The organism is Sphingorhabdus sp. SMR4y (assembly GCF_002218195.1).
GTDB lineage: Bacteria > Pseudomonadota > Alphaproteobacteria > Sphingomonadales > Sphingomonadaceae > Parasphingorhabdus.
The window spans coordinates 836,755-862,893 of record NZ_CP022336.1; the positions used below are offsets into that span (position 1 = coordinate 836,755).

21 protein-coding genes and 1 riboswitch are annotated in these 26,139 nt (G+C 58.2%); of the genes, 3 read left to right on the plus strand and 18 right to left on the minus strand.

What is annotated here, in order from left to right:
• Positions 1 to 118 precede the first annotated feature (118 nt).
• Entirely contained in the window at positions 119 to 466 is a 348-nt protein-coding gene (locus SPHFLASMR4Y_RS03945; protein ID WP_145955450.1) for a hypothetical protein, read from the minus strand.
• Positions 467 to 671: 205 nt separating this feature from the next.
• Positions 672 to 883, plus strand: a riboswitch (cobalamin riboswitch).
• Positions 884 to 961: 78 nt separating this feature from the next.
• Here SPHFLASMR4Y_RS03945 and SPHFLASMR4Y_RS03950 point away from each other — a divergent pair.
• Both SPHFLASMR4Y_RS03950 and SPHFLASMR4Y_RS03955 read left to right on the plus strand, forming a co-directional pair.
• Positions 962 to 2,854 (plus strand): TonB-dependent receptor plug domain-containing protein, encoded by a 1,893-nt coding sequence (locus SPHFLASMR4Y_RS03950; RefSeq protein WP_089132397.1) that lies wholly within the window; start codon positions 962 to 964, stop codon positions 2,852 to 2,854.
• A gap of 29 nt (positions 2,855 to 2,883) precedes the next feature.
• Positions 2,884 to 3,429: a hypothetical protein gene (locus tag SPHFLASMR4Y_RS03955; RefSeq protein ID WP_145955451.1), complete on the plus strand. Its 546-nt coding sequence runs from the start codon at positions 2,884 to 2,886 to the stop codon at positions 3,427 to 3,429.
• A 231-nt stretch (positions 3,430 to 3,660) separates the two neighbouring features.
• Here the strand turns inward: SPHFLASMR4Y_RS03955 and lpdA are convergent, their stop codons facing one another.
• The 3 genes from lpdA to SPHFLASMR4Y_RS03970 are packed head-to-tail and all read right to left on the minus strand — an operon-like array spanning position 3,661 to position 6,779.
• Positions 3,661 to 5,073, minus strand: a complete 1,413-nt coding sequence (gene lpdA / locus SPHFLASMR4Y_RS03960) for a dihydrolipoyl dehydrogenase (protein ID WP_089132399.1) — start codon at positions 5,071 to 5,073, stop codon at positions 3,661 to 3,663.
• A 21-nt stretch (positions 5,074 to 5,094) separates the two neighbouring features.
• On the minus strand, positions 5,095 to 5,478 hold the full coding sequence (locus SPHFLASMR4Y_RS03965) for an acyl-CoA thioesterase (RefSeq protein WP_260807063.1): 384 nt from the start codon (positions 5,476 to 5,478) through the stop codon (positions 5,095 to 5,097).
• The gene (locus SPHFLASMR4Y_RS03970; RefSeq protein ID WP_089132401.1) at positions 5,475 to 6,779 is read right to left on the minus strand and encodes a pyruvate dehydrogenase complex dihydrolipoamide acetyltransferase; all 1,305 of its coding nucleotides are present in this window, start codon (positions 6,777 to 6,779) and stop codon (positions 5,475 to 5,477) included. Before SPHFLASMR4Y_RS03970 ends, SPHFLASMR4Y_RS03965 begins: the two co-directional genes overlap by 4 nt.
• Positions 6,780 to 6,915: 136 nt before the next feature.
• Here SPHFLASMR4Y_RS03970 and SPHFLASMR4Y_RS03975 point away from each other — a divergent pair, with 136 nt between their 5' ends.
• Positions 6,916 to 7,371, plus strand: coding sequence for a universal stress protein (locus SPHFLASMR4Y_RS03975; RefSeq protein ID WP_089132402.1), 456 nt, complete (start codon positions 6,916 to 6,918; stop codon positions 7,369 to 7,371).
• On the opposite strand, the gene SPHFLASMR4Y_RS03980 is transcribed toward SPHFLASMR4Y_RS03975, so the two are convergent.
• The 14 genes from SPHFLASMR4Y_RS03980 to gor form a co-directional block, all read right to left on the minus strand.
• Complete coding sequence (locus SPHFLASMR4Y_RS03980; protein ID WP_089132403.1) at positions 7,368 to 7,919, minus strand: peroxiredoxin-like family protein; 552 nt, start codon at positions 7,917 to 7,919, stop codon at positions 7,368 to 7,370. The genes SPHFLASMR4Y_RS03975 and SPHFLASMR4Y_RS03980 overlap by 4 nt on opposite strands.
• 49 nt (positions 7,920 to 7,968) lie before the next feature.
• A complete protein-coding gene (gene rnr, locus SPHFLASMR4Y_RS03985) occupies positions 7,969 to 10,266 on the minus strand; it encodes a ribonuclease R (protein WP_089132404.1) in 2,298 nt (765 codons plus the stop codon).
• The gene (gene proS / locus SPHFLASMR4Y_RS03990) at positions 10,266 to 11,801 is read right to left on the minus strand and encodes a proline--tRNA ligase (protein WP_089132405.1); all 1,536 of its coding nucleotides are present in this window, start codon (positions 11,799 to 11,801) and stop codon (positions 10,266 to 10,268) included. The genes rnr and proS overlap by 1 nt, the downstream gene beginning before the upstream one ends.
• Positions 11,802 to 11,834: 33 nt before the next feature.
• A complete protein-coding gene (gene phaR, locus SPHFLASMR4Y_RS03995; protein WP_089132406.1) occupies positions 11,835 to 12,452 on the minus strand; it encodes a polyhydroxyalkanoate synthesis repressor PhaR in 618 nt (205 codons plus the stop codon).
• A gap of 180 nt (positions 12,453 to 12,632) precedes the next feature.
• Positions 12,633 to 13,688, minus strand: a complete 1,056-nt coding sequence (gene alr, locus SPHFLASMR4Y_RS04000) for an alanine racemase (protein ID WP_089132407.1) — start codon at positions 13,686 to 13,688, stop codon at positions 12,633 to 12,635.
• A 22-nt stretch (positions 13,689 to 13,710) separates the two neighbouring features.
• Positions 13,711 to 15,345, minus strand: a complete 1,635-nt coding sequence (locus SPHFLASMR4Y_RS04005; RefSeq protein ID WP_089132408.1) for an MFS transporter — start codon at positions 15,343 to 15,345, stop codon at positions 13,711 to 13,713.
• Between the two features lie 32 nt (positions 15,346 to 15,377).
• Positions 15,378 to 17,351, minus strand: coding sequence for an acetyl/propionyl/methylcrotonyl-CoA carboxylase subunit alpha (locus SPHFLASMR4Y_RS04010; RefSeq protein WP_089134668.1), 1,974 nt, complete (start codon positions 17,349 to 17,351; stop codon positions 15,378 to 15,380).
• Positions 17,352 to 17,468: 117 nt separating this feature from the next.
• Positions 17,469 to 18,494 (minus strand): biotin synthase BioB, encoded by a 1,026-nt coding sequence (gene bioB / locus SPHFLASMR4Y_RS04015; RefSeq protein ID WP_089132409.1) that lies wholly within the window; start codon positions 18,492 to 18,494, stop codon positions 17,469 to 17,471.
• Entirely contained in the window at positions 18,491 to 20,626 is a 2,136-nt protein-coding gene (gene scpA / locus SPHFLASMR4Y_RS04020; RefSeq protein WP_089132410.1) for a methylmalonyl-CoA mutase, read from the minus strand. Before scpA ends, bioB begins: the two co-directional genes overlap by 4 nt.
• Before the next feature lie 127 nt (positions 20,627 to 20,753).
• Positions 20,754 to 21,536: an enoyl-CoA hydratase-related protein gene (locus SPHFLASMR4Y_RS04025; RefSeq protein ID WP_089132411.1), complete on the minus strand. Its 783-nt coding sequence runs from the start codon at positions 21,534 to 21,536 to the stop codon at positions 20,754 to 20,756.
• Between the two features lie 88 nt (positions 21,537 to 21,624).
• Complete coding sequence (gene mce / locus SPHFLASMR4Y_RS04030) at positions 21,625 to 22,059, minus strand: methylmalonyl-CoA epimerase (protein WP_089132412.1); 435 nt, start codon at positions 22,057 to 22,059, stop codon at positions 21,625 to 21,627.
• Complete coding sequence (locus tag SPHFLASMR4Y_RS04035) at positions 22,060 to 23,004, minus strand: DUF808 domain-containing protein (RefSeq protein WP_089132413.1); 945 nt, start codon at positions 23,002 to 23,004, stop codon at positions 22,060 to 22,062.
• Positions 23,005 to 23,118: 114 nt separating this feature from the next.
• Positions 23,119 to 24,645 carry an acyl-CoA carboxylase subunit beta gene (locus SPHFLASMR4Y_RS04040; RefSeq protein ID WP_089132414.1) on the minus strand — a complete coding sequence of 509 codons (1,527 nt, stop codon included), beginning with the start codon at positions 24,643 to 24,645 and terminating at the stop codon, positions 23,119 to 23,121.
• A gap of 128 nt (positions 24,646 to 24,773) precedes the next feature.
• Complete coding sequence (gene gor, locus SPHFLASMR4Y_RS04045) at positions 24,774 to 26,123, minus strand: glutathione-disulfide reductase (RefSeq protein WP_089134669.1); 1,350 nt, start codon at positions 26,121 to 26,123, stop codon at positions 24,774 to 24,776.
• Between the last annotated feature and the right edge of the window lie 16 nt (positions 26,124 to 26,139).

A 26,139-nucleotide genomic window follows, 5' to 3' on the forward strand; every position in this document is an offset into this window, starting at 1 on the left:
TGATCCCGCCTTCAATCGACAGAAATTGATTTCACACAGTCAGAACCACCGGGCACGCCTGTCCTTGCCCTGCGCCGTAGTGCGAGCATGACAAAGGCGTACCGCGTCGGTTAGCCGGTCAGTCCTGTCTTACGGGCCGCGTGCTGGAGCTCGCGTAACCCGCATAGCTGTCGGTAAACGCGAACAGAACGCCGTCGGCTTCCTCCGTTGCGAAGCTGGCGGCTTCCTCGTCCGAACTGCCGTAGGTTAATTCGTCTTTCTTGATGGCAGAGATCATCGCTTCACGCTCTGCAACACAGGCTGTCTTGGCGGCTTTTTTAAACGCGCCCGTCCCGGTTTTCTCATCCAGTTGCGCCACCGTAAAATCTACGAGGCAGTTGGAATAGGCAACCCGTGCCGTCTCCGCGTCGGCAATCGAGGCGGCTGATACGGTGCTGAACAAGGCAATACTCAAAAATGCAATCATGACTATCATTCCTAAATTGACTGCTTCTCCATAGCATATTTGAAATCGGGGAGCGAAGCAGATTCCGTCATCAGGCGACGAAATTTTACGGGTCGGCGACAGCCGGAACAGGTTTTCCGGCTTTTCTCCAAGGCCAGGCATGGCTCGGGGGCAGACCCGCAACCCGACTCAAATTTGCCCTTGCATCGCGAATCTTTTTCGGCGAATGGGGCGCCAGATATCGGGTTTCTCTTAATCGAGAATTCAAAGGGAAATCGGTGAGACGCTGGCTCAGGCCAACTTCGAATCCGGTACTGCCCCCGCAACTGTAAGCGGCTAGCCGATATGCCATATGCCACTGGATCTCCGGATCTGGGAAGGCGGCATATCGACAGCGATCCGCAAGTCAGGAGACCTGCCCAATATCGTCGTTCTTCAGCCGGACGGGGTGTGTCGGGTGAACGGGGCTTTTCCCTGCGTAACGGCAATTCACGTCGTTAACAGAAGGGACAAGTAATGTATAAATTCCGAACCATAGCCACGCTTTTGGCGTCTTCCGCCTATTCTATTGCCGCGCCGGCGCTGGCCGCAGAGGATCGCGAGATCATTGTTACGGCCACCGGTATCGAGCAGGATATAGAGGATACCGGCGTCGCCATATCGGTGATTGATGAAGCGGAGATTCGCGACCAGCAGATCATCTCGGTCTCCGATATCCTCCAGGAACTGCCAGGCGTCAATGTCACCCAGAGCGGTGGCCTTGGAAGCCAGTCTTCGGTGCGGATCCGTGGCGCAGAGAGCGACCAGACGCTGGTGCTGATCAACGGTATCCGCGTCAATGACCCGTCGTCGCCCGATGGCGCCTTCGATTTCGGCAATCTTCTGGCAGGCAATATCGAACGGATCGAAGTGCTGCGCGGCGCGAGCGGTGTCACCTGGGGCAGCCAGGCGGTCGGTGGCGTGGTCAACATCACCACCAAAGCGCCAAGTGATGATCTCACTCTGTTTGCACAGGGCGAATATGGCGCGCAGGACACGGTGCGGCTGGTCAGCAATGCTTCCGGCAAGATCGGCCCGGTCGGCCTGAGCATCGGCGGCGGTTATGTCCGCACCGACGGTATCAGCACCTATTCCGGCGGATCCGAACGCGACGGCTATCGCCAATATTCGGCATCCGGGCAATTGCAGGTCGAGCTGACCGATGCGATCCGCCTCGAAGCGAGCGGCTATTATGCCGACAGCCGGGTCGACAATGACAGCGTTTTCCCGCCGTTCAGTTCGGATAGTGACCAGTTTTCTCTGGCAGAGGAAATTTACGGCAATGCCGCGATAGTCGCGCAGGCCCTTGACGGTCGCTTGCAGAACCGGCTGGCGTTCAGCATTTCCGACATCAACCGCGACATCATCAATCCGTCCTTCACTTCGCTCCCCAGAGGGCGCACCGAACGGTTCGAATATCGGGGCGATTTCGCGGTGATCGAACAATTGCGCCTGGTCTTCGGCGCCGAGACCGAGGACAGCCGCTACAGGAACAGCGGCGTGACCGACTCCACCGGCATCGACTCGCTCTACTTCCAGGCTGTCGTCAAGCCGCTGGACGGATTGGTCGTGACCGGTGGCATCCGGCACGACGATCATGAGGATTTCGGTGGCAACACCAGCCTTTCGGCCAATCTGTCCTATCGCACGAGTGATCGCGGTCCGACCATTCGGGCCAGCTATGCCGAGGGTTTCCGGGCTCCGTCGCTGATCGACCTCGACGATCGGCCGTTCGGCTTTGGCACGCCCGATCTGGTACCCGAGACAGCCAAATCCTACGAGATTGGCGTGGACCAGTCGCTGATCGGAAATGCGGTTCAACTGTCGGTGACTGTGTTCCAGCGCGACACAAAGAACCAGATCGCCTTTGCGGCCTGCCCGGTGGCGCCGGACCCCGCTCCCGAAGTCTGCACCAACGGCAGCCGTCCCTTTGGCACGACGCTGAATATCGAGAGCAACCGGACGAAGGGCGTCGAGGCCATATTATCGATTGCCCCGGTGGAAAGACTGCGCTTTGACGCCAACTATACCTGGCTTGACACCGAAAATCGTTCGACCGGCGCCAATCACGGCAATGAACTGGCGCGTCGTCCCGCCAGCAGCCTCTATTTCAACACCAGCTATGAAACCGCCTTTGGACTGAACCTCGGGGCGGATATGCAGATGGTGGGTGACAGTTTTGACGATCTGGCCAACAATCGTCGCATCGACGGCTATATATTGGCCGGAGCCCGCGCCAGCATAGCGGTGACTGACGCTTTTGAGGTCTTCGGACGTATCGACAATCTGTTTGATGTAACCTATGAAACAGCCACTGATTTTGGCTCTCCGGGTCGTTCGGCTTACATTGGAGCGCGTGCGCGTTTCTGATTACCAATAGCAAAAGGGAATATGATCACATGCAACTCAGTCAATCTTCATCATCCGTCCAGAATATATGGGCCGGTGTGTTGGCAACTTCGTCGGTTCTGGGAAGTCTTGCCCTTGCGTGCATATTTCCTTTTGCTGCGATCGCGACCTTGCTCGCGGCAAGCTTGCCGTTCCGCAAGGCAGCGGCCTGGATGGGCGCGGTCTGGTTCGCCAACCAGTTGGTCGGCTATCTGCTTCTCGGCTATCCGCAGACCGCCAACAGTTTCGGCCACGGCCTCGCCATGGGTGCAACCGCGCTGGCAGCCCTCTTCGTAGCGAAGACCGTTCTGGATATTCGGTCCGACCGCAGCCTGCTCTCGCTCGGCCTGGCCTTTGCCGCAGCCTTTGCGACATATCAGGCACTTTTGCTGGTCGCGGCAACCTTCCTCGGCGGTGTCCAGAATTTCATGCCTTCCATCGTCTGGATGGTCGCACAGAATGACATGCTGTGGTTTGCCGGCCTCGGCATTTTGTACTTGGTTGTCGATGGCACTCTTATCGAACGGGTCGGCAAACAGGCCTCACCTCAGGGTTGATTGCGCGAAAGTCTGATCCGCAAAGCGGTCAGGCGCAAAATGCTTTCAGATTCTTTTTCGAAAAGGCGATTGCCGGACCATTCCGGCAATCGCCTTTTTGCCATGTCCCTATCTTGACCGCGGAAACACGCCTGAACCCTTTGGTTATGGCTCATAAAAAAATGCCCCCCGCCCCGCGGCGGAGAGCATTTATCATGATTGGGAAACCGCTTCCCGTCAGGGACGGGTCGCTCACATGTGCAAAACACGCCCGTGAGCATCCAGCACGCTCTCGTGCATCATTTCGCTCAGAGTCGGATGCGGGAAAACTGTGTTGGCCAGTTCGGCCTCGGTGGTTTCGAGCGTCTTGCCGATGGTGTAGCCCTGGATCAGTTCGGTGACTTCCGCGCCGATCATGTGGGCGCCGAGCAATTCCCCCGTCTTGGCGTCAAACACGGTCTTGATGAAGCCCTCGGTCTCGCCCAGCGCAATCGCCTTGCCGTTGCCAATGAAGGGGAATTTACCGACCTTGACGTCATGACCCGCTTCCTTCGCCTTGGCTTCGGTCAGACCGACGCTGGCGATCTGCGGGTGGCAATAGGTGCAGCCGGGGATATTATTGACGTCCATGACATGCGGATGGGCGTCCTTGCCCATCGACTGGGCAATCGCTTCAGCGGCGATGACGCCTTCATGGCTCGCCTTGTGCGCCAGCCAGGGGCCAGCGGTGCAGTCGCCGATCGCGTAAATGCCATCGATATTGGTCCGGCAATATTCGTCGGTCTTGATATGATAGCGTTCGTCCGGCTGCACGCCGAGTTCGTCGAGGCCGATGGTCTCGATATTGGGCTGGATGCCGACGGCGACGATGACGTGGCTGAAATCGTGAGTCTCTTTCTTGCCCTTGCTATCCTCGATCTCTGCCTTGACACCTTTGTCGCCAGTTTCGATGCTCTTCACGCCAGCACCGGTCATGATCGTCATGCCCTGCTTTTTCAGCGACTTTTCAAGGAATTTCGAGATTTCCTCGTCTTCCACCGGCACGATCCGGTCGAGCATCTCCACAACCGTAACATCAACGCCTATATCATTGTAGAAGCTGGCAAACTCAATGCCGATCGCCCCGGAACCGATGACCAGCAACTTGGTCGGTGTTTCGCTCGGCGTCATTGCATGGCGATAGGTCCATATCCGCTTGCCGTCGGCCTTTGCGAACGGCAGGTCGCGGGCACGGGCGCCGGTCGCGATAATGATATTCTTTGCGGTCAGTTCTTCCTCGCCCTTGTCCGTCTTCACGGTCAGTTTGCCGGGCGCGCTAATCGTGCCATCGCCCATGACAACATCAATCTTGTTCTTCTTCATCAGGCCGGTGACACCCTGGTTGAGCTGCTTGGCGACACCGCGGGAGCGTTTGACGATCGCGTCGAGATCGGCGCTGATCTTCTCGGCAGCCAGACCATAATCCGCCGCATGTTTCATATTGTGGAAGACTTCGGCGGAGCGCAGCAACGCTTTGGTCGGGATACAACCCCAGTTGAGACAGATTCCGCCAAGATTTTCGCGCTCGACAATCGCGGTCTTGAGACCAAGTTGCGAGGCCCGGATAGCCGCGACATAGCCGCCGGGGCCGGAACCGAGAACGATGAGATCGTAAGCGTTTGCCATTATATTCCTTTTCGATAATCTTCAGTCTAGAGCAGGGACTTGCACCGGCTTGCCGTCTGCGTCCACCGCCACAAATGTGTAGAGGCCCGAAGCGGCCTTGGTTCTTTCATCCGCATGGCGATCGCGGCGATAGGCTTCAACCTCAACCGTCATAGAGCTGCGACCGATCTTGGTGAATTCCGCATAGACGGACAATTCGTCTCCAATTTCAACCGGATGCCCGAAACGGACGTCGTTCGCGCCGACCACAACCGACTGGTGCCGGCTATGCTGCGCGGCCAGTGCGCCGCCAGCCTGGGCCATCTGCGCCATCAGCCAGCCACCGAAAGCCACGCCATAGGGATTGCCTTCAGTCGGCATCACGATGGTTCGAATAGCAGGGACTTTCCCGGTCAGGTCCGTCAAGCGAGCATTCCCATCGGACTTTCGACAATCTCCTTGAACGCCTTCATGAAGGCGGCTCCGGTCGCTCCGTCAATCGCGCGATGATCGAAACTGCCGGTCGCGTTCATGATCGTTGCGATCTGGACATTGTCCTCGACCACCACCGGCTTTTTGATACCGGCGCTGATCGCCAGGATCATCGCCTGTGGCGGATTGATCACCGCATCAAATGTTGTCACGCCGAACATGCCCATATTGGACAGGCTCGCGGTGCCCCCCTGATATTCATGCATCTTGAGTTTGCCGGCTTTCGCACGCTCGGCGAGATCTTTCATCTCGGTCGCGATCGCACTGAGCGACTTGCTGTCGGCACTGGTGACAATCGGGGTGATCAGACCACCCTTGATGCTGACCGCAACCGCGATATCGGCCCGTTCGTAGCGGATCAGATTGTCTTCCGTGAAGCTGACATTACAGTCCGGCTGCTGCATCAAGGCAACCGCCTGGGCCTTGATCAACAGATCGTTCACTGACAGCTTGACGCCACGCGATTCCAGCGAGGCATTAAGTTCGCCGCGCAATGCCAGCAGCTTGTCGATATTGATATCGATGCTGACGCGGTAATGCGGGATCGTCTGCTTCGCCTCGGTCAGGCGGCGCGCGATTGTCTTGCGCATGCCGGACAGTTTTTCGACCGTGTGCGGAATATCGAAATCACTGCCAGTCTCGGCGCCCTTCTTCGGCGCAGAAGAAGGTGCGGGGCTCGCAGCCGGAGCCGGCGTTTCGGTCTTGACCGGAGCGGTGCCGCCTTCGGCTGCATCGATATCCGCCTTCACGATCCGGCCACCCGGACCGGAACCGGAAACAGCAGTCAGATCGACGCCCTTCTGCTCGGCCAGACGGCGCGCCAGCGGGCTGATTTTAAGCCGGTCGTCATTCGCCCCCGCCGCCGCTTTGGCCGCCGGTGCAGGGCTGGCCTTTGGCGCAGGTGTCGGCGCAGGTTCTTCTTTCTTGGGCGCAGCTTCTGCAGATTTCTCCGCCTTTGGTGCTGGCGCCGCCTTGGCTTCACTGGCGTCTTCGCCTTCTTCGGCAATTATAGCTATCACATCTCCAACTTTCACATTTTCCGTGCCTTCGGCCACAACGATCTTGGCGATTACGCCTTCATCAATCGCTTCAAATTCCATCGTCGCCTTGTCGGTTTCAATCTCGGCCAACAGATCTCCCGATGAGATGCTGTCGCCTTCCTTCACCAACCACTTGGCGAGCGTTCCTTCTTCCATTGTCGGGGAGAGCGCAGGCATTTGGAGGTTAATGGGCATGGCCGGTTATCTTTCCTGAATAAGTCCTGTTATCATCAAAAGCTGTCCAACATTGCGCCAATGCCGTCAAGGGCAGTCGCTTGCCTTGCGGCTGTTTTTATCGCAACAAGTGTTTTTGACAGGGTGAGGAGGGTTCATGCGTACCTATTTGGTGGTAATCGACGAGACCGACGAGGCCAGCCTCGCGCTGCGCTTTGCCTCGCGTCGGGCAATGAAAACGAACAGCGCGCTGCATATTCTCGCGCTCGTGGAGAGTGAGGGATTCGTCGCCTGGGGCGGGGTCCAGGCCACGCTTGAAGAGGAAGCAAAAAGCCGCGCCGAAGCGCTCGTGTCCGGCGCCGCCGGGACCTTGTTCGAGGAAACAGGTATCCGTCCCTCGATCACGGTGAAACAGGGCAAGGGTCCGAAAGTCGTGCGGGCAATGATGGATGACGTCAACGGTCTGGCGGCTCTGGTTCTCGGAGCAGCAGCAACGGGCTCGCCCGGACCGTTGGTCAGCCATTTTGCCGCCACCGAAGCAGGGACATTGCCCTGCCCGGTGATGGTTGTTCCCGGATCCTTGACCAAGGAAGAAATTGACCGGCTAAGCTAGCGGGATTTCGCCAGCTCGCCGCGCGCCGGATAATCATGTTCCATCGCATAATCGATTCCCTTGAGCAGTTCGTCGAGCGGCGGCCGGGTGAACGGCATGCTCTGGATACTCGCAAAATACAGCGTCTGGTCGGGCTTCACCAGCAGCATCGCCGGTTCGGAAAAAATTGTCGGCTCTTCGCTGCCGGGACGACCGGACGAGATATAGAGATCAAGATCGCGGGCAAGGTCTTCGCTCAGGCCATAGCCGAGCAACAGCTCGTCCACGCCCCATTCGTCAACCGATTTCTCCGCCCGTTCCTTGCTGTCCATGCTGATCGCGAGGACTGTTATCCCGCGCTCGGAAAACGCGCCTAACCTGCGCTGCAATTCGCGCAGTTGCATTTTGCAGATCGGACAATGGACACCACGATAGAACAGCAACAGGGTAAAATTGTCGCCAAGCCGCTGGCTCAGGTGAAATTTTCCGCCATCGATCAGCGGAACAGTGAAGTCGGGAACGGTCTTGGGTCGGCAAAATATTCGGCATGGGAAAAACTCCTTTTCCATTCACAGGAAAACCCCTGATCTGGCCCGATGGTTGCGCCATTACGCCAAACTATTTCTTCTTCCGGGCCTTGCCCTTGTTGCCACGAATATTGGCCGGACGGCCGGGCTTGCCCTTGCGGTGCGGCTTGCCCTTGCGCGCACGATAGGGGGCCGGCCGGGCTGCCATGTGATTGGCGCCCTCGGGCAATTCAAACAACAGACTGCCGGTGGCGGCATTCGCCTCGACCAGCCGCAGTTCGATTTTCTGGCCGATATTATAGGTGGTACCGCTGTCCATGCCGGTGAGCTGCTGTTTCGACTCGTCATAGTCGAACCGTTCGGCGCCCAGCGTCCGGACCGGGACCAGCCCGTCGCCGCCCAGATCCTCCACGGTCGCGAAAAAGCCGAAATTCTGGACCCCGGTGATCCGGCATTTGACCACCTCTCCGATCCGGTCGGCAAGATGGGCAGAGATATAGCGATCGACGGTTTCCCACTCCGCTTTCATCGCGCGGCGTTCGAGCTTGGAAATTGTTTCCGATATCCGTTCGAGACGCCCCGCCTCTTCCTTGCCCAGTCCGGAAAATTCGGGGATTGAGCTGTTCTCCGGCGCCGGTTGCTCCAGCTTGCAGGCACTGACCAGCGCCCGGTGCACGACCAGATCGGCATAGCGACGGATCGGGCTGGTGAAATGCGCATAGCTGCCCAGCGACAGGCCGAAATGGCCCATATTGGTATGGCCATAATAGGCCTGGGTCTGGCTGCGCAAGATCTGCTCCATGACCAGCGGCAGCAGCAGTTCGTCGTCGACCTGCTTGATCAGATTGTTGAATACGGCCGGCTTGATCACCTGCCCCATGGCAAAGCTCATGTCGAAGCTCTTGAGATAATCCTTCAGCGCAATCAGCTTCTCGCGCGAGGGTGTCTCGTGAACACGGTAAATGACCGGGGATTTTTTCGATTCCAGCATCCGCGCCGCCGCGACATTGGCGACGATCATATAATCCTCGACCAGACGATGCGCATCGAGCCGTTCGCGGACGGCGATTTCGACAATCTTGCCCTGATCGTCGAGCACCACCCGTTTTTCGGGCAGATCGAGATTGAGCGGCTCGCGCTCGTCGCGCGCCCTGGCGAGCAGCTTCCAACAAGCCCAAAGGGGCGCGAGTGCATTGGCCTTCAGTTCATGATCCAGCTTGCCGTCCATCGCCGCCTGTGCATCTTCATAGGCAATATTGCCGGCCAGCTTGACGATCGCGCGAGTGAAGCGCGAAGCGATCACCTGCCCTTTGGGATTGATCGTCACGTGGCAGACCAGAGCCGCCCGCTCGACGCCCTGTTTCAGCGAACAGACATCGGTCGACAAAGCTTCCGGCAGCATCGGCACGACCCGGTCCGGGAAATAGACGCTGTTGCCGCGCTTATAGGCTTCACGGTCAAGCTTGCTGCCCGAGCGGACATAATAGGACACATCGGCAATCGCGATCAGCGCCTTGAACCCGCCCTTGTTGTCGGGATTGTCATCCGGCTCGGCCCAGATTGCGTCATCATGGTCGCGGGCATCGGCCGGATCAATCGCGACAATCGGCAGATGGCGCAGATCTTCGCGCTTGTCCTTTGAAAGCGGCAGCTTGGTCGCCTGCTCCGCTTCCTCTTTCACCGCATCGGGAAAGTGCAGCGGAATCTCGAATTTGTGAATGGCAATCAGGCTGAAGGATTTGGGAGCGAACGGATCGCCCAAAATGTCCTTCACCCGCGCCTTGACCTCGGATCCCCGCTTCACCGGCTCGGCCAGCACCAGATGGCCCGGCTCGGCTTCACCCAGATCGAGAATCGGCGTGCTGCGGCGAATCTTGCGGTCGACAGGCTTCAGCCAATAGCGGTCGCGTTCGTCTTTCTCGACCACGCCCATCAGCATCTCGCTGCTCTGGGCGAGCTTCTTCATCATGAAGGCGACATGCCCCTGCCCGCGCTCTTCGGTTCGCGCCAATATCCGGTCGCCAACGGCCAGCGCCGCACGGCGCCCCTTTTCCTTTATGCGCAGCTTTGGTGCCGGTGCATTATCCGCTTCCCAGCGCTCGGGAACGCCGATCGCTTCATTGCCGTCGATTGCAACGATCTTGAGGACGGTGACCTTGGGAATACCGCCCATTTTATGGAACGCCCGCCCCGGCGTGCTGTCGATCAGCCCTTCGTCGGCCATGTCCTTCAGCAGCGCTTTCAGCGCAATCTTGTCCGAGCCCCGCAATCCGAAGGCTTTCGCGATTTCCCGTTTGCCGACCTGCTGGTCGGACCGCTCGATAAAATCCAGTATCTGTTTGCGCGTGGGAACCTGTTTCGGTTTGTGGGTTTTTCTCGGACCGGCCATCAATAGGCTTTGCCGATGATGATCCGCTCGACCGCCGGTTTCCCGGTGAAGATACAGACCCCGTCTGCCGGTGCGGCATCCACCGGAACATTGCGGAAGGTCAGCTTCAGCTTTTTCAGCCGCTCTTCGATCGCGTCCAGTTCGTCGCCGGTCGCCTTGGACCATTGCACTTCCAGCCAGCCCGGATATTTCTTATTCTCTTTGTAGAAACGCTCGACGTCCGACCAATGTTCGACACCGCGCGTGATATTGCCCTCGAGGCGCTGCCTGGCCTCGGCATGCAGGGCGGACTGGATCTCGGACAACAGCGCCGGAATCTCCGGAATGAATTCTGCCTTGGCGAGAAATTTCGTGTCGAGCTTGCCGCTGTCCTGATAGAGCGCATCGCGCCGGATCATCGCCACCTTGTCGTCGGCCATGTCGCGCGGTCCGATTTCCAATATGACCGGCGCGCCTTTCTTGATCCAGGACCAGCGCTTGGTCTGGGTCTTGGCACCCGTGATGTCCAGCTTGACCCGGACCGGTTCGTCAAAGGCCCGCAGCTTGCCGATATCCTTCGCCAGAGCCTTGCAATAGTCCAGCACTTCTTCGTCTTCCGGCTTGTCACGCAGCATCGGCACGATCACCACCTGATAGGGCGCAATCAGCGGCGGCACACGCATGCCGTCGTCATCACCATGGGTCATGATGACCCCGCCGATCATCCGCGTCGACGTTCCCCAGCTGGTGGTATAGGCAAACTGGAACTCGCCCTCCTTGTCCTGATAGCGTATATTCTGCGCCTTGCTGAAGGTCTGGCCGAGGAAGTGGCTGGTGCCGGCCTGCAATGCCTTGCCGTCCTGCATCATCGCCTCGATCGAATAGGTCGCATCAGCGCCGGGGAAACGCTCATTCTCCGGCTTTTCTCCGGCGACGACCGGCATGGCCAGCACGCTTTCCGAAAAGTCGCGGTACATTTCCAGCGCGTTCAGCGTCTCTTCCATCGCTTCGGCCTTGGTGGCATGGGCGGTATGCCCCTCCTGCCAGAGAAATTCGGTGGTCCGCAGAAACATTCTGGTGCGCATTTCCCAGCGCACCACATTGGCCCACTGGTTGATCATCACCGGCAGGTCACGCCAGCTTTGCACCCAGCGGGCAAAAGCGGTGCCGATCACCGTTTCGGAGGTTGGCCGCACGACCAGCGGTTCTTCCAGCCTGGCTTCCGGATCGACGACCAGTCCGCCATCTTCGCCCTTGATCAGCCGGTGATGGGTAACAACCGCCATTTCCTTGGCAAAGCCGTCGACATGCTCAGCTTCTTTCGAAAAATAGCTGAGCGGAATGAACAGCGGGAAATAGCAATTCTCATGGCCGGATGCCTTGATCCGCTGGTCCATCAGATATTGCACCCGTTCCCAGATGCCATAGCCCCAGGGACGCATGATCATGCTGCCGCGCACGCCGGACTCTTCAGCCATGTCGGCTTCCGTGATCACCTGTTGATACCATCCCGCAAAATCTTTTTCACGGGTGATGGATAGGGCATTTTTCTTCACTGGTTTTTCCTGCGGATTAATGGGGGCCGATGGTCAGTTGTCGATCTTGTCGATTTTCGACTGAATATCGGCCAACTGTTTTTTCAGCTCCATAATTTCAATATCCTTCTCGGACAATTGATTTTCCGCTGTATCATCCGTTTCGCCCCGGTCATTCTGGCCGATGCTCAACGCCTTTTCGAATACGCCGGCCAGCGGACTGGCCTTCAGGGCATTTTCAACCGCTTCCTGAAATTGCTTCTGGTTCTTCACCGCCATCTGGCCAAGCGGATTTTTGTTGAGCGCCCCCTCGACCGCTTCCTGAAACTGCTTCTGGTTCTTGCGGAAATTATCCATCGATGCTTCGAGATAGGACGGCATCAGGGACTGCATGCTGTTGCCATACATGGAGATCAACTGGCGCAGGAACTTGACCGGCAGCATCTGCTTGCCGCTGCTTTCCTCGTCGACAATGATCTGGGTCAGCACATTATGCGTGATATCCTCGCCCGTCTTCGCGTCGACCACAATGAAATCCTGATCATTGCGGGTCATCTCGGCGAGAAAGTCGAGCGTGATATAGCTCGATGTCTCGGTATTGTAGAGACGACGATTGGCGTATTTCTTGATCGTTATGGGATCACCTGGATTAACGTTCTTGGACTTGGCCATATCTGCTCCCGATGGGCTGGAATCCTGTTCTCGATCAGGACTTTCCAGCCTCCAATTATGTATATGTTGCAAGAGCACTAAACCTATTTGTGCATTGCCGCAACTTTTGTTGCTATCGGTGTTTTTTGCGCAGCATTTTTATTTTGTGCAACTGCGTAGATATACAGTATTCCTGCGGTACTAGGTCCAAACGCGGCCGAGACGATTGCCGAGGCCGGTGATCAACTCATATTGCGACAGCCCCGATTGGGCTGATGCCACCTCGAGATCATATTCACAATCAACCCAGTCCCCTTCCTGCAAATGGGGTGCTGCGGTCAGATCAATCGCGATCAGATCCATCGATACCCGGCCCAGTACCGGCAACAGAAGTCCTTCATGCATGAACATGCCGCTGTTCGAAAATCCCCGCAAATAGCCGTCGGCATAGCCCATCGCCAATATGCCAACCTTGTGCGGTTCGGCTGCAACATATTGCGCATTATAACCGAGCTTGTCGCCCGCCTGCAGCGAGCGCACCTGAATGATTTCTGCCTGCGGAATCGCCACCTGAGCAATGACGTTGTCCAGTGCCGGACGCTGGATCCCCCCGTAGAGCGAAAGACCGGGACGGGTCACATCGAAATGATAATCGCTGCCCAGTGCGATACCGGCGCTGTTCGCGAGACTGGCCCGCTTGCCCGTGACGATTGCCAGCGCAGCCTTATACTGGGTAAGCTGCTCCTCATTCTGAGGACCGTCTTCATCGGCCGAAGCGAGATGGCTCATCACCATGTCGATCGCCATGCCGGCGAACAGATCGGCTTTCAGGTCTTCCACATTGATGCCGAGGCGATTCATGCCGCTGTTGATCATGATGTCACACGGCTTGCCGGTGGCTTTCCAGCGCTGCACCTGCTCGAGGCTGTTCAGCACCGGCTTTGCCGGAGACTGGAGCGCGAAAGGCAAATCCGCTGCGCGCACGCCATTGAGTACGGACACCTCCGCGTTCCCCGTGGTCAGGTCTTCAATTTCCTGCGCTTCCTGCCAATTGGCGACAAAAAAATCTGTACAACCCGCCGCGAGCAGTCGGCCGACAACCTCGCGTGACCCCAGCCCATAGGCGTTGGCCTTGACCGCCGCCCCTGCCTTTGCGTCTCCGGACATAAGGTCAAGCGCGCGCCAGTTGGCAAGCAGCGCGTCGGAGTCGAGCTTCACGCGTGCGGTTGGCGGAATATTCGGTTTCTCGTCACTCATGAAGCGACCGATAGGACCTTTATCACGCTTCGTCGAGAGACGCTTCCGGGTCGTTGGGAATGCCCCACCAGGCAACGATGACCCCGAAAGCAACAACAACCCATGTATACCAGAGGCCCGCGTAGATATCGCCGGATCGCGCCACGATATAGCCAGCAATCAACGGCAGGAAACCGCCAAGATAACCGGCGCCGATATGATAGGGTATCGACATCGAGCTGTAGCGGATCTTGGCCGGAAACATTTCCGACAGCAGCGCGGCGACCGATCCGTAGGTCAAGGCACTCAGGGCCCCGAGCACCAGCAGGATGGCCACGATACCCAATATTCTTATCGTGTCCGGCTGTTGCTTGGCAAAATCATAGCCATATTCGGCGAGCGCATCGCGGATGCCACTGCTGCGCGCAGCACCATCGTCCAGCCAGCTAGGGTCAATGCTGATGGGGTTGCTGCCGGCGCTCAGTTTCAGTTCGCTGGTATCGACCAGCGTGTAGGACACGCCGGCGGATGTCAGGGTTTCCAGGATTTTTCCGCAATCGCTTTGCTCACGGCTGAACAGCTCGGCAAAGGGATCGGTGCTGCAAGCACTGCCTTCGACCCGGACAGGGTTGGCTTCGGCCGCTTCGGTCAGTCCCGGATTGGCGAGCTGCCCCAGTCCCCAGAATGCCGGGAAGAGCAGCAGCAGCGAAAGCAGAGCGCCCACGATAATCGGCTTCTTGCGCCCGACCCGGTCCGACCATTTGCCGACGACGAGGTAGAATGACATGGCGATCAGTCCGGAAACAAACAGGATTATGTCGACGGTGCGCGCCTCCATGTTCATTGGCCCGCGCAGGAAGGACATGCCCGAGAAAAAGGCGGTGTACCAGATGGTCGTCAACACCCCGGTGATGCCGAACAGGGCGACGAAAATCCGTTTCTTGTTGCCCGGATAGGTAAAGCTTTCGACAAAAGGATTGCCTGCGGTCTCGCCTGCCGCTTTCATTGCCTGAAAGACCGGGCTTTCATTCAGCTTCAGCCGCATCCACAGCGATATCGCCAGCAGCATGATCGACAACAGGAACGGCACGCGCCAGCCCCAGTCGTTGAACGCCTGCTCGGGGATCAGGAAACGACAAGCCAGAATGACGCCGATCGACAGCACAAAACCGCCGGCAACGCTGGCCTGGATATAGCTGGTATAATAGCCGCGCTTGTTGGTCGGTGCATGTTCCGCGACATAGATGGCCGCACCACCATATTCGCCGCCCAGCGCCAGGCCCTGCAATATCCGCAGGAAGATCACGATCAGCGGCGCCGCCAACCCGATCGTCTCGGCGCTCGGTATGAAACCGACCCCGGCGGTGGCAATCCCCATCAGGGTGACGGTAACCAGAAAAGTATATTTGCGGCCCAGCTTGTCGCCGAGAAAGCCGAAGAGAATGGCGCCCACCGGACGAAAGCCGAAGCCAATGGCAAAGGTCGCCCAGACCATCAGGATTTCCAGCGTCGGATTGCCGCTGGGAAAAAAGGTCGGCCCGATGATGTAGAACAGGGTGCCGTAGATGAAAAAGTCGTACCATTCGAAAATGGTGCCGGCGGAGGACGCCGCTATGACCAGTCTTATTTCCTTCTGCGTCGGTTCGCGTTGTCCCGCTATCGCAGCTTCACTGGTCATATCTGTGCCCTCCCCAAGACTTTTTCAATCGGTTATTCCAGTTCGAGTATCACCGCATCGACGGCAAGGCTATCACCCTGCGCGGCTTCCACCGATTTTACCACGCCATTTTTCTCGGCGCGGAGAATATTTTCCATTTTCATCGCCTCGACCACCGCCAGAGGCTGTCCCTCGACCACACTGTCGCCCTCGCCCACGTGCAGCGCGACCAGCAGGCCGGGCATCGGGCATAGGAGGAATTTCGACAGATCGGGCGGAATTTTCTCGATCATGTGCACAGCATGTTGCGCAACATGGGCGGGCAATATCCGCGCCTTGTGGGTTGCGCCGTGGCTGTTGAGCGCGAACCCGTCGGTGCTTTTGGCAATTTTCACCGATAATGGCTTGCCCGCAACCTCGGCGAGGATCAGGCTGTCGCCCGGCGTATATTCCATCGACAGGTCCACCGCAGTGCCATCGACCGCAATTTCCTCTTCGGAGATCCGCACGTCCATGATCTTGTCGCCGATCTTCACTTGCCATTCGGACGGCGCTTCGAGACGCTTGCCGAGCTGATTGTCGACGCGGCGTGCACGATCCGCATGGGCGGTTGCGGCAAAAGCCCCGATAGCGGCAAGATTGACGAGCAGTTCGTCGGTTGCCGGAGCGCCCTGGAACCCGTCGGGATATTCTTCGGCAATGAAATTGGTCGTGATCGTGCCTTCGCGGAAGCGCTCATGCTGCATCAGCGCCGAGAGGAAATCGATATTGTGACCGGGGCCGACCAGCTCGAAGCGATTGAGCGCGTCGATCTGGCGATCGATCGCCTCGATCCGGGTTTCGCCATAGGTAATCAGCTTGGCGATCATCGGATCGTAGAAGATCGAGACCTCGCCGCCTTCTGCGACGCCATCGTCAACCCGAATGCCTTCTTCCTCTTCCGGTGGCCGATATTTGACCAGACGACCGGTCGACGGCAGGAAGCCGCGATAGGGATCTTCTGCATAGACACGGTTTTCGACCGCCCAGCCAGTGAGTTTGACTTCATCCTGTGTCAGCGGCAATTTCTCGCCATAGGCGACGCGGATCATCTGTTCGACCAGATCCAGACCGGTGATATATTCGGTAACCGGATGCTCAACCTGCAGCCGGGTGTTCATTTCGAGGAAATAGAAGCTCTTGTCTGCGCCGACGATTAGCTCGACCGTACCGGCGCTATAATAGCCCACGGCCTGCGAAAGGGCGACCGCCTGTTCGCCCATTTTCTTGCGCATTTCGGGATCGACGAAGGGCGAAGGCGCTTCCTCGACTACTTTCTGATGCCGCCGCTGGATCGAACATTCGCGTTCGCCGAGATAGATGACATTGCCATGCTTGTCGCCGAGCACCTGGATTTCGATATGGCGCGGCTGTTCGATGAATTTCTCGATAAACACGCGGTCATCGCCAAAGCTGGCCAGACCTTCGCGCTTGGTCGCTTCAAAGCCCTCGCGAACGTCTTTCTCGTTCCACGCCAGCCGCATGCCCTTGCCGCCGCCGCCGGCGCTGGCTTTCATCATCACCGGATAGCCGATGTCATTGGAAATGCGCACAGCATGTTCGGTGTCGTCGATCTCGCCAATATGGCCGGGCACAACGCTGACGCCTGCCTTCTCCGCGAGCTTCTTGGATTCGATCTTGTCGCCCATTGCGGCAATCGCATTGGCTGGCGGGCCGATGAAGGCGATGTCATTGTCCGCCAGTTCCTGCGCAAAACTGGTCCGTTCGGACAGGAAGCCATAGCCGGGATGGACCGCTTCCGCTCCGGTATCCTTGCACGCCTGGATGATCTTCTCGGCGATCAGATAAGATTCCGCTGCCGGCGACGGACCGATATGCACGGCCTCATCCGCCATTTTGACATGCGGCGAGCGCGCGTCAGCATCGGAATAGACGGCAACCGTCTTGATCCCCATTTTCTGGGCAGTACGAATAACACGGCAGGCAATTTCGCCGCGGTTTGCGATCAGGATCTTTTTAAACACAATATGACTCCAGCAGTTCGTCACCCTGAACCTGGTTCAGGGTCCATCGTGCGAAAAGCACCGACGGTGATTGTTGAGAGGTGGATGCTGAAACAAGTCCAGCATGACGAGAATATAAGCTCACTCAGCTGCCTCCAGCGCGCAATCCCGCTGCTCGGCTTGCATCGGCACCAGCCCCAGTTTGGCGAACAATGTCTCGTCCGCATCGTCACCCGCATTGCCGGTGGTCAGCAACTTGTCGCCGGTGAAGATGCTGTTGGCACCGGCGAGGAAGCACAAAGCCTGCGTGCTTTCCGACATACTCTCGCGGCCAGCGGATAGTCGCACCATCGAGGCGGGCATGGTGATCCGGGCGACGGCAATCGTGCGGACAAATTCGATATCGTCAATCTTTGCGAGCGGCGTGTCGGCGAGCATATCACCAAGCACGGTGCCCTTGACCGGGACCAGCGCGTTGACCGGAACGCTCTCCGGATGTTTCGGCAAAGTCGCCAGCGCGTGGACAAAGCCGACGCGGTCTTCGCGGGTCTCGCCCATGCCGACAATCCCGCCGGAGCAGACGTTGATGCCGCTGTTGCGGACATTTTCCAGCGTTTCGAGCCGGTCGTCGAAGGTGCGCGTGGTGATCACCTTCTCATAATGTTCCGGCGAGGTATCGATATTGTGATTATAATAGTCGAGGCCGGCTTCGGACAGCATGTCGGACTGTTTCTTGGTCAGCATACCGAGCGTCATGCAGGTTTCCATGCCCATTTGCCGGACGCCCTTGATCATCTCGATGATCGCCGGCATGTCGCGGTCCTTGGGGTTCCGCCAGGCGGCCCCCATGCAGAAGCGCGAGGATCCGCGATCCTTCGCCTGCGCCGCATTTTGCAGCACCGTGCGCACGTCGAGCAGTTTCTCTGCCTTCAGTCCCGATTTCGCCCCCGCAGACTGGTTGCAATAGCCGCAATCCTCCGGACAGCCGCCGGTCTTGATCGACAGCAGCGTCGAAAGCTGAACCTCGCCCGCCTTGTGATTGGCGCGGTGCACGGTCGCGGCCTGGAACACCAGATCGTCGAACGGCAAGTCGAACAGCGCGGCGATTTCCTCGCGGGTCCAGTCGTTGCGAACTTCGGTTTCTTCCGTCTCTGTCACGTCACTCATTCCGCAGCTTCCTCTTCGGGGGGCATGTTATGGCCCAGCAATCTCAATATGTCCGCGGCACATTCCACAATATTGCTGCCCGGTCCATAGATTCCGACCACGCCGGATTTGCGCAGGAATTCATAGTCCTTTGCCGGGATCACGCCACCGGCAAAAACCTTGATATCGCCGCGCCCGGATTCTTTCAGCAGGTTGATCAGTTCGGGGATCAATGTCTTGTGGCCCGCCGCCAGGCTGGACGCGCCAACCGCGTCAACATTTTCCGCCAGAGCCAGATCGCGGGTCTCGCCGGGCGTCTGGAACAGCGGCCCGGAAATCACGTCAAAGCCCATGTCGGTAAAGGCGCTGGAGACGACATTGGCGCCGCGGTCGTGACCGTCCTGCCCCATTTTCGCGACCAGGATTTTCGGCTTGCGGCCCAGGCGCTGCGACACGGCATCGACGCCGTCGATAACCATCGCGTAACGCGCATCATTTTCATACGCCTTGCCGTAAATACCTTTGACCGGCGTCGGCTGGGTTTCGTAGCGGCCGAAGACCGCTTCCATCGCGTCGGAAATCTCGCCCAGCGACGCACGTTGCCGCGCCGCATCAACCGCCAGCGCCAGCACATTGCCGCCGCCCCTGGCGCCATCGGTCAGCGCCTTGAGCGCCGCCTGACAGGCCGCTTCGTCACGATCGGCGCGCATCTTCTCGAGCCGCGCAATCTGTCCCTGCCGGACCTTGGCATTGTCGATGTCGAGCGTTTCCATCGGATCTTCTTCGGGCAGCCGATATTTGTTGACCCCGACGATCACCGCATCACCCTTGTCGACAGCCGCCTGGCGACCGGCAGCGGCTTCCTCGATCATCGCTTTCGGCCAGCCATCGGCCACTGCTTTCGCCATGCCGCCTTCGGCTCCGACACGCTCGATAATTTCCCAGGCCTTGTCGACCAGTTCCTCGGTCAGCGCCTCGACATAATAGCTGCCGCCGAGCGGATCGACGACCTTGGTAATCCCCGCTTCTTCCTGCAACACGATCTGCGTGTTCCGTGCAATCCGGGCCGAGAAATCGGTCGGCAGCGCGATCGCTTCATCGAGCGCGTTGGTGTGCAGCGACTGGGTGCCGCCCAGGGTCGCCGCCATCGCCTCGATCGTGGTCCGGATCACGTTGTTATAAGGATCCTGCTCGGTCAGCGACACGCCTGAAGTCTGGCAATGGGTACGCAGCATTTTCGACCGCTCCGACTGGGCGCCGAGATCGGTCATCACCCGGTGCCACAGGGTCCGCGCCGCGCGCAATTTCGCAACTTCCATGAAGAAATTCATGCCGATACCGAAGAAGAAGCTCAAACGGCCGGCAAAAGCGTCGATATCGAGCCCCGTCGCCATCGCCTGCTTGGCATATTCGCGGCCGTCGGCAATGGTGAAGGCCAGTTCCTGAACGGCCGTCGCGCCGGCTTCGTGCATATGATAGCCGCTGATCGAGATGCTGTTGAACTTCGGCATATGTTCCGACGTATAGCCGATGATGTCCGAAATGATCCGCATCGAAGGCGCTGGCGGATAGATATAGGTGTTGCGGACCATGAACTCCTTGAGAATGTCATTCTGGATCGTGCCGGAGAGCTTCTCCTGCGAAACCCCCTGCTCTTCCGCTGCAATGATATAGAAAGCGAGGCACGGAATGACCGCGCCGTTCATCGTCATCGACACCGACATTTCGTCGAGCGGGATCTGGTCGAACAGGATTTTCATATCCTCGACGCTGTCGATCGCCACACCGGCCTTGCCGACATCACCGACCACGCGCGGATGATCGCTGTCATAGCCTCTGTGCGTGGCAAGATCGAAGGCTACCGACAGCCCCTTCTGCCCCGCCGCCAGATTGCGACGATAAAAGGCGTTGGATTCCTCGGCCGTCGAAAAGCCGGCATATTGCCGGATCGTCCAAGGACGGCCCGCATACATGCTGGCCTTGACGCCGCGGGTGAACGGACCAAAGCCGGGTAGCCCGGGATCACCGGCATCTTCCGCCGTGTAGAGCGGCTTGACGGCGATGCCCTCGGGTGTCTCCCATGTAAGGTCGCGGCCCTTGACTTCCTTGTCGGCCAGTTCCTGCCAGTCTTTGATCGTCGGTTTGTCGGTCATATCTGCCCTGTTTCTCTCTATTCGAATATATCAGCCGCTGGTGGCGAGCCTGTCGAACCACGCTGCTCAAGCAAAAAGCGCTGTCAGCCTTGCCATGCTTCGGTTCGACCGGCCCGGGGCCAATCTTTTACTCGCCCTTGAATTCAGTTGGCCGTTTTTGCAGAAAGGCAATCGCCCCTTCCCGCGCGTCCTTGCTGTCTCCGGCAATTCGCTGCCCTTCGGCTTCCCGCACGAGCGCCGAAGCATAGTCGCTTTCCAGCGCAGCCGCCAGGTTCTGACGCATAACGCCCAGAGCGACGGTCGGACCGCTTGCGAGACGCTTGGCCAACGCGCCCGCTTCGTCCATCAGATCGGCATCGTCCACGCATTTGTAGATCAATCCCCAGTCGGCAGCTTTCTCGCCATGGATCTTCTCGCCGAGCAGCATCATTTCGGTTGCCCGTGCCTTGCCGACGAGGCGGGTCAGCATCCATGATGCGCCACCATCAGGCACCAGGCCAATATTGACAAAAGCCTGCAGAAAATAGGCCGATTTTCCGGCAATGGCAAAATCACTCGCCAGAGCGATCGAACAGCCGACGCCGGCAGCCGGTCCGTTGACCGCGGTAATTGTTGGAATGTCGAGCTTCGCCAGTTTCAGCATCAGCGGATTATAATGCTGGAGAAGCGCAGCATAGCTACCCTGTCCGCCCGACAGGGCGCTGTCATTCTTGGCCTGCAAATCGGCACCGGCACAAAAGGCGCGCCCTTCCCCCGTGATCACCAGAGCGCGCGCGTCGTCAAGCTTGTCGAGCGCGACGAAAATATCGTCGGCCATAGCCAGCGAGCAGGCGTTGAGGCGCTCCGGCTTGTTGAGCGTGATGGTGGCCACCTGATCGGTGATATCCAGCTTGATATTTTCGAATTCCATGTGCGGTCCTTTTGAATGTCTCGTCATCCTGAATTTGTTTCAGGATCTCGCGGGGTCCTGAAACAAGTTCAGGATGACGATTGTATAATTAATGCCCCTTGGGCGTTTCCATGATTTCGGTTAGCATCCCGCCCATATCCTTGGGATGCACAAAAAAGATAAGCGTGCCATGCGCACCGATGCGCGGTTCGCCAAGCACCCGCTTGCCCATCGCTTCAAATTCCGCCTTTGCCGCATGAATGTCGGGCACTTCGAAACAGATATGATGCTGGCCGCCGAGCGGGTTTTTCTCCAGCCATTTGCCGACCGCACTGTCCGCTTCTGTTGGCTGCAGCAGCTCGACCTGCGTGCCGGCGGTGCCGCCCTCGCCCGGAGTGTTGACGAAACAGACGCGCACTTTCTGCGAATCCAGCACGAACGGCTCGGTGATGTCGGTGGCGCCCATGACATCGCGGTAAAAAGCGATCGAGGCGTCAAGATCGGGCGTAGCCACGCCGATATGGTTCATTCTTCCCAGTTTCATCTAATGTCCTTCTCCATGCGGAATGAATCTGTGCACCAGCGGCGCTATTCCTGCACCGACCAGCACGCCGAGTATCCCCGACAGAAGCGCAAAGGCAATCCCGCCGACCATCAGCTCGGCCGAAGCCGGGAACAGGCTGAGCAGCGGATGCGACAGCCATTCGATCAGATGTTCCGGTCCGTGCCATCCCAGGGCGGCAACATTGTGCACCAGCAACCCACCACCGACCCAGGCCATCGCCAGCGTGCCGATGATCGACAGGGCCGCGAGCAATTTGGGCATCAGCCGGACCAGACCGCAGCCGAAAGATCGCAATGCGCCCTCGTTATTCTGCGCGATATGCAGGCCGATATCGTCCATCTTCACGATCAGCGCGACCGAGCCATAGACGGCAACGGTGATTACGATGCCGATGATCGCCAATATGATAGCCTGTTCCCACCAGACCTGGTCGGTCAGTTCGGACAGGGCGATCGCCATGATCTCGCCCGACAGGATCAGGTCGGTGCGGATCGCGCCCGAGACCATTTCCTTCTCCCGCCCCGGCCCTTCGACAATCGCGGGCTGGTCATGTTTGGTGGACTCGTCGACGTGGAAAATTTCCAGAACCTTTTCGGCGGCCTCGTAACAGAGGAACAAACCGCCGAAAATCAGGATGATCGGTATCAGAAAGGGCGCGAACTGCCCCAGAAGCACCGCAGCCGGCAACAAAAAGACCAGCTTGTTCCTGAAGGAACCCTTGGTGATCTTCCAGATCATCGGCAATTCGCGCGACGGATCGAAACCGGTCACATAAGTCGGCGTAACCGCCGCGTCATCAATCACCACGCCGGCCGACTTGGTCCCGGCCCGCGCCGCCGCGGCACCGATGTCGTCAACCGATGCGGCAGCGACCTTAGCGATTGCCGCAACGTCGTCGAGAAGGGCTACTAGTCCTGTTGGCATTACACAACTCCGTCGTTGCGAAGAGCGAAGCGACGAAGCAATCCAGAGCGGCAAGCGACGCCCTGGATTGCTTCGCTGCGCTCGCCATGACGGAGGGCAATCATCTGGGAAATATCACAACGGAATATTGTCATGCTTTTTCCACGGATTCTCCAATTGCTTGTTCCGCAGTTTCCGAAGTCCCAGAGCCACCCGGCGCCGGGTTGAATGGGGCATGATCACCTCGTCGACGAAGCCCTTTTGCGCCGCGACAAACGGATTGGCGAAGCGTGCTTCATATTCCGCGGTACGCTCGGCAATCTCTTCCTCGGTCCTGCCGCGGAAGATGATCTCGACCGCGCCCTTTGCACCCATCACCGCGATTTCCGCGGTCGGCCAGGCATAGTTGAGATCGCCGCGCAGATGCTTGGACGCCATCACGTCATAGGCGCCGCCATAAGCCTTGCGGGTGATGATGGTGATTTTCGGCACCGTCGCTTCGGCATAGGCAAAGAGCAGCTTCGCACCATGCTTGATGATACCGTTATGCTCTTGAGAAGTACCGGGCAGGAAGCCTGGAACGTCAACCAGTGTCACGATCGGAATATTGAATGCATCGCAATAGCGGACAAAGCGGGCCGCTTTCTTCGATGCATTGATGTCGAGACAACCGGCAAGCACCATCGGCTGGTTGGCGACGACACCGACAGTGGCACCTTCCATCCGGCCAAAGCCGCAGATGATATTGGAGGCATGGGCGGGCTGGACTTCAAAGAAATCGCCCTCGTCGAGCATCTTGCGGATGACTTCGTGCATGTCATAGGGCTGATTGGCATTAGCAGGAATCAGCGTGTCGAGACTTTCCTCGAGACGATCCCACGGATCGGCTGTCGGCCGTTCTGGGGCTTCTTCCCGATTGGAAAGCGGCATGAAGTCGATGAAGTCGCGGGCCGCGAGCAGCGCCTCGATATCATTTTCATAGGCGACATCGGCGACGCTGGTCTTGGTGGTGTGCGTCACCGCCCCGCCCAGTTCTTCCTGTGTCACGATCTCGTTGGTCACCGTCTTGACCACATCGGGCCCGGTCACGAACATGTACGAACTGTCCTTTACCATGAAGATGAAGTCGGTCATCGCCGGTGAATAGACCGCGCCGCCGGCACAGGGCCCCATGATCAGGCTGAGTTGTGGAATCACGCCGCTGGCCAGAACATTCTTCTGGAACACGTCGGCATAGCCACCGAGTGACGCCACGCCTTCCTGAATACGCGCGCCGCCGCTGTCGTTGATGCCGATCACCGGTGCGCCGACTTTCATTGCATTGTCGAGGACCTTGCAGATTTTCTCGGCATGGCGCTCGGAGAGCGAGCCGCCGAAAACGGTGAAATCCTGGCTAAAAACAAAGACCAGCCGGCCGTTGATCGTGCCCGATCCGGTGACCACGCCGTCACCGGCTATCTTGGTCTGTTCCATTCCGAAATCGACGCAATTATGCTCGACATACATGTCGATCTCTTCGAACGAATCTTCGTCGAGCAGGATTTCGATCCGCTCGCGCGCGGTCAGCTTGCCCTTGGCATGCTGGCTATCGATCCGCTTTTGCCCGCCGCCGAGCATGGCTTCAGCGCGTTTGGCTTCCAATTGTGCGATAATGTCTGACATTAAACCCCCGGCTGTGAATCACTTGGTGCGATATGCCCTAGTCAATGCACAGCCGGTTAGGCAATCGTCAATAGCAATTAATTGCGCGATTAAACACCAGCTTTACGCTACGGTTGCCGTAATATTATCTATTTAAGCAGTACCAGTTCCTCGGACATGCTGGGGTGCAGAGCGACCGTATCGTCAAAGGCCTGCTTGGTGAGCCCCGCTTTCACCGCGACCGCTGCAGCCTGCAAAATCTCCGGCGCATCCGGCCCGATCATATGCAGACCGAGAATCTTCTCGGTCGGATGCTCGACGATCATCTTGTAGAGGCTACGCTCCGCCCGGTCCGCGAAAACATTGCGCATCGCCCGGAAATCGGACGAATAGATTTTGATATTGCCATATTGCTCCCGCGCCTCGCTCTCGGTCAGGCCGACAGATGCAATCGGCGGCTGCGAGAATACGGCCGAGGGAATATTGTCATAATCGACCGTGCGGGGGTTGTCGCCGAATACGGTGTCGGCAAAGGCCTGCCCCTCGCGGATCGCGATCGGTGTCAGTTGCACGCGGTCCGTCACATCGCCGACCGCATAAATATTCTCGACATTGGTCTGGCTATAGTCGTCGACGATGATGGCATTCTTGTCATTGGTAGCAACGCCGGCATTTTCCAGCCCCAAATTGTCGACTTTTGGCCGCCTTCCGGTGGCTGCGAGCACAATATCGGCACGAACCGGGTCTTTTTTGCCGTCCATGTAGACATCAAGAGCGCCGTCATCGCGCTTTTCGATCCGGTCGAAGGTGCAGTTGAATTTATAACTGATACCCTTGGCGAGAGAGATCTGGATCAGCCGGTCGCGGACGCTTTCATCATAACCGCGCAAGATGATGTCGGAGCGGTTGACCACGGTGACATCGCTGCCCAGGCCATTGAAAATTCCGGCAAATTCATTGGCAATATAGCCTCCGCCGGCGATGATGATCGTTTCGGGAAGCTTCTCGAGATGGAACATCTCGTTGGACGTCGACATCAGTTCGCTGCCGGGGAAATCAGCCACGGCGGGCCAGGCCCCGACCGCGATCAAGATATATTTCGCCGTCACGGTCTTTCCGCCAGCCAGTTTGATCTCATGCGGTCCGGTCAGTTCGGCCCGCTCGAGAATGATCTCAACCCCATGATTTTTAAGGGTATCTGTGTAGGCATTGTTCAGCCGGTCGACGTCTTTGAGGACATGGTCGCGCAAACGCCCCCAATCAAATTTGGCATTTTCCCATGTCCATCCGAAATTCTTGCCGTCTTCCAGTTCTTCCGAAAAATGGGAACCGTAAACCAGCAGTTTCTTGGGCACACAGCCGCGGATAACGCAGGTCCCGCCAACCCGATATTCCTCGGCAACCGCCACTTTCGCGCCGTATGATGCAGAGACTCGCGCCGCTCGCACCCCTCCGGAGCCCGCGCCTATAACGAACAGGTCATAATCATATTCAGCCATGTAAACTTCCTTGATG